This window comes from Streptomyces sparsus (assembly GCF_054776295.1).
In genome coordinates, this window is record NZ_BAAHCA010000355.1 from 1 (window position 1) to 4,674 (window position 4,674).

The 4,674-nt window shown below is 72.5% G+C and carries 4 protein-coding genes; all 4 read right to left on the reverse strand.

Annotated features, from left to right (window positions below):
* Positions 1 to 367: 367 nt before the first annotated feature.
* Positions 368 to 1,153 (reverse strand): TIGR03936 family radical SAM-associated protein, encoded by a 786-nt coding sequence (locus tag ACYVE9_RS16215; protein WP_461028567.1) that lies wholly within the window; start codon positions 1,151 to 1,153, stop codon positions 368 to 370.
* A gap of 164 nt (positions 1,154 to 1,317) precedes the next feature.
* The gene (locus tag ACYVE9_RS16220; RefSeq protein ID WP_461028568.1) at positions 1,318 to 1,893 is read right to left on the reverse strand and encodes a GNAT family N-acetyltransferase; all 576 of its coding nucleotides are present in this window, start codon (positions 1,891 to 1,893) and stop codon (positions 1,318 to 1,320) included.
* A 179-nt stretch (positions 1,894 to 2,072) separates the two neighbouring features.
* On the reverse strand, positions 2,073 to 4,028 hold the full coding sequence (locus ACYVE9_RS16225; RefSeq protein WP_461028569.1) for a TIGR03960 family B12-binding radical SAM protein: 1,956 nt from the start codon (positions 4,026 to 4,028) through the stop codon (positions 2,073 to 2,075).
* A 140-nt stretch (positions 4,029 to 4,168) separates the two neighbouring features.
* The coding region (locus ACYVE9_RS16230) for a CHAD domain-containing protein (protein WP_461028570.1) at positions 4,169 to 4,674 on the reverse strand (506 nt) is incomplete at its 5' end.

The following is a 4,674-nucleotide window of genomic DNA, read 5'->3' on the forward strand; positions in this document are numbered from 1 at the left end:
CGGCGGGGGGCCCGGCCGGGCGCGAGGCGACCCGGCGACGCCTGCGCGGCGGCAGGCTGTCACTCGGACTGCTGTTGTTGTCGTTGCTCTCCGCGGAAGCGGAGTCTGTCTGCTCGGGCATGCGGGCGGTTCTCCCGTCACGCTCCCTGGCGCGGCGCTGTGTCCTCAGTTCGGCCGCGTCCCGCGCGTGTGGCGGGGCGGCAGTCCGGGGGCGCGGGCGCCGCACGGGAGCTGTTGTCTCACTCGCCGGTTCCGTGCCATTCGGCCGGCTACGGCGAAAGTCTCCTGGTCAGTGCGCCTGCCGTCCGGCGGGTACCCGGGTGGCTCCCTGGGTGCGTGGCACGTCGGCGGCGCTGCGACGCCGGCCCTACGCGGTGGATCCGGGCGCCGTCGCGACGGGGGTTGCGTCGCGGTCGGGCGCCAGCGGGTCGGTCACCGTGCCGGTCTCCTCATCGAGCGGCCCCTGCGCCAGCCTGGTCACCGCTACGGGGACCGGCGGCGCCAGGTCGGCCGTAGCGCGGAGACCGGACAGGACGTCGTCGGGTCGCACGGCAGGTGTCAGGTGCCGTACCACCAGCCGCAGTATCGCACAGGGTCCGACGTCGGGCCTATCGTGTCCGACACGCGCGGGCCCGGAATGCACCGGATCGCTACGGTTGCCGGGTGCCGTCTCCAGTGAGGCGACGGCGGCCCGCGCGTCGAAGGTGCGCAGGCCCTTCTTGGTCTGCCGCTGCACCTCGACGCTGCCCGCCGCCAGGAACGCGGCGGCGGCACGCTCGGCGACCTCCGGCTCGACGCCGTCCAGGCGGAGCTCCCAGTGCGAGGCCTCGAGCCGCTCGGCGAAGCCGGAGGTGTGCGCCTCGACCGCGTCGATGATGTCGAGCCCGTCGGGCATCGACTCGTCGAGCAGCGCGCGCAGCACCGCCGGGTCGCGGTGCTCGGTGACGGCGACCTCCAGGTACTCGGCCTCACTGGCGGTACCGGTCGGCGCCGCGTTGGCGTAGGAGACCTTCGGGTGCGGGGTGAAACCGGCGGAGTACGCCATGGGGACCGCGGATCGGCGCAGGGCGCGCTCGAAAGCGCGCTGGAAGTCGCGGTGGCTGGTGAACCGGAGGCGGCCTCGCTTGGTGTAGCGCAGTCGGATGCGCTGCACCGCGGGTGCGGGCGGTGGGCCTTCGGGCTGTCGCTTGCCCAGGGTCCTTCTCCTTGGCTGACGGGGTGGCGCCGGGCGCCGGTCGCCACCCTCGGTCGGACGTCGCCGGCCGCCGCCGGGCGGCCCCGGGAAGCGGGGCGGAACCGGTACGGCCTGTCCCCAGCCTACTTGCCGGTGGTGGCGGCGCCCGCCGGGCCGCTCTCCCCGGTGGTGATCCAGTACCGCAGCTTCTCCCGGCGCCGGTCCTCAAAAACCCCGCCGCACGCCTCGATGACCCGGCGCGACGCGGTGTTGTCGTGGTCGCACGTCACCAGCACCTCCGCGATCCCGAGCCGACGGGCCACCGGCAGCGACTCCCGCAGCATGGCGGTGGCGTGGCCGCGGCGGCGCGCACCGGGCCGCACGTCGTAACCGATGTGGCCACCCCACTCCAGCAGCGCCGGATTGAGCCGGTGCCGGACGGCGATCCGCCCCAGGAAGGTGTCACCGTCGACGTACCAGAGCGTCGTGCACGGCACGAACCCCTCCGGGCGCGGCGTGCCCTCCAGTGCGTCGGCGCGGACCTCCGCCACGTAGCGGGCGAAGAACTGGGGGGCGCGCCACCGGTCACCGTGCACCCGGATGTCCCGCCCGATCATCGACCGGTCCTCGGGACCGCCCCGCCCCTCCGCCTTGAACTCCTCCGCGGCGGCGACAAAAGAGGCGTGCACCTGCACGGTGGGGACAACGAGCTGCGGCATCCGGCCAGGATGCCACGCGGCCCTGCGACCCGAGCAGTCGGCGCGGGGCAAGCGGCGCCACGGCGGACGGCCACGGGGTCGACTCGCGCCGGCCACCGCGTCATCACGCGAACCCCGCCCACGAACGACCCCTGGGCGGGCGACGGCACCGGTGGCGGCGTCCGGCCGCCCCGCCCGGTTCAGTGCGTGTGGCCGCTCGGTGTCGGTTCGGAGTTCTTGACCGTCAGGGGCAGCAGCTTCTTGCCCGTCGGGCCGATCTGGATCTCGGTGTCGAGCTGGGGGCAGACGCCGCAGTCGAAGCAGGGGGTCCAGCGGCAGTCCTCGACCTCGGTCTCGTCGAGCGAGTCCTGCCAGTCCTCCCAGAGCCAGTCCTTGTCGAGGCCGGAGTCCAGGTGGTCCCAGGGCAGGACCTCCTCGTAGGTGCGCTCGCGGGTGGTGTACCAGTCGACGTCGACGCCGTGCGCGGGCAGCGCCTTGGCGGCGGACTCCATCCACAGGTCGTAGCTGAAGTACTCGCGCCAGCCGTCGAACCGGCCGCCCGCCTCGTAGACCGCGCGGATGACGTCGCCGACGCGGCGGTCACCGCGGGAGAGCAGGCCCTCGACGATGCCGGGCTTGCCGTCGTGGTAGCGGAAGCCGATGGACCGGCCGTACTTCTTGTCGCCGCGGATGCGGTCCCTGAGCTTGCTCAGCCGCACATCGGTGTCCTCGGCGCTGAGCTGCGGGGCCCACTGGAACGGGGTGTGCGGCTTCGGTACGAAACCGCCGATGGAGACCGTGCAGCGGATGTCGTTGGAGCCGGACACCTCCCGGCCCTTGGCGATGACCCTCGTCGCCATGTCGGCGATCTGGAGCACGTCATCGTCGGTCTCGGTGGGCAGGCCGCACATGAAGTACAGCTTCACCTGCCGCCAGCCGTTGCCGTAGGCGGTGGCGACGGTCCGGATCAGGTCCTCCTCGGAGACCATCTTGTTGATGACCTTGCGGATGCGTTCGCTGCCGCCCTCCGGCGCGAAGGTCAGGCCGGAGCGGCGGCCGTTGCGCGTCAGCTCGTTCGCCAGGTCGATGTTGAAGGCGTCGACACGGGTGGACGGCAGCGAGAGGCCGATCTTGTCCTCTTCGTAGCGGTCGGCGAGGCCCTTGGCGACGTCGGCGATCTCCGAGTGGTCGGCGGAGGAGAGCGAGAGCAGCCCGACCTCCTCGAAACCGGTGTTCTTGAGGCCCTTCTCGACCATGTCGCCGATGCCGGTGATGGAGCGTTCGCGCACCGGGCGGGTGATCATGCCGGCCTGGCAGAAGCGGCAGCCCCGGGTGCAGCCGCGGAAGATCTCCACGGACATGCGCTCGTGGACGGTCTCCGCGAGCGGCACCAGCGGCTGCTTGGGGTAGGGCCACTCGTCGAGGTCCATGACGGTGTGCTTGGAGACCCGCCACGGCACGCCGGACCGGTTGGGCACCATGCGGGCGATGCGGCCGTCCGGGAGGTACTCGACGTCGTAGAAGCCGGGCACGTACACGCCGCCCGTCCTGGCGAGGCGGAACAGCACCTCCTCGCGTCCCCCGGGCCGGTCCTCGGCCTTCCAGCGGCGGATGATCTCCGTGGCCTCCAGCACGGCCTGCTCGCCGTCGCCGACCACCGCGCAGTCGATGTAGTCCGCGATCGGCTCCGGGTTGAACGCGGCGTGGCCGCCCGCCATGACGATCGGGTGGTCCAGCGTGCGGTCCTCGGCGCGCAGCGGGATGCCGGCCAGGTCGAGCGCGGTGAGCAGGTTGGTGTAGCCGAGTTCGGTGGAGAAGGACACACCGAGTACGTCGAACTCGCCGACCGGCCGGTGCGCGTCGACGGTGAACTGCGGCACCCGGTGCTCGCGCATCAGCTTCTCGAGGTCGGGCCAGACGCTGTAGGTGCGCTCGGCGAGCACACCCTCCCGCTCGTTGAGCACCTCGTAGAGGATCATGACGCCCTGGTTGGGCAGGCCGACCTCGTAGGCGTCCGGGTACATCAGCGCCCAGCGCACGTCGCAGTCGTCCCACTCCTTGACTCGGGAGTTGAGTTCTCCGCCGACGTACTGGATCGGCTTCTGGACGTGCGGGAGGAGAGCCTCCAGGCGCGGGAAGACCGACTCGACAGGCATGGGGTGTCCTCGTGTACGGGGGCGGTTCGACGGTGGGTGGTCATCCAGCCTAACGCCTCCGGTACGGCCCCCGGATCGCCGCGGCGGGGGCCGCCGGCCGGCTCCCGGACCCGGCCGGCAGACGGTCCCGGCGGACGGTCTCAGTGGCGGGCGGCGAGGCGTTCGGCCCGGTCGGAGGTGGTGAAGGCGGTGATGCGGCCCCACTCCCCCGGCAGCTCCTCCTCGCACCGGGCGGCGCTCCGCGCCTCGCGTTCGTGCAGTACGCCGTAGGTGAAGGAGGGTTCGCCGGCCGCGTGGGCCTGGGTGGCGAGTTCCCGCAGCGCGCTGCGGGTCACGACGCTGTCCTGGTGCTCACCCAGCAGGCTCTGCAGGTCCTTCATGTGGCGTACGTAGCGCTTGGCGGGTTTGCCGAGGACCGGCCGGGCCGCCTCGGCGGCGTACCGGGTGCGTTTGGCGGCCTTGCGCGCGGTGTGCACGGCCTCGTCGCGCTCGGGTCCGGGTTCGGCGGCGAGCGCGTCACCGACCCGGGCGGCGAGCCGGTCGAAGTCCCGGCGCACGGCCTTGGCCATGACCTTCGCCGCGGGACGGTGGGCGGCGGCCCGCAACGGCGGTTCGGCGAGCAGTGCGTCGAGGGCGTCGAGCAGGT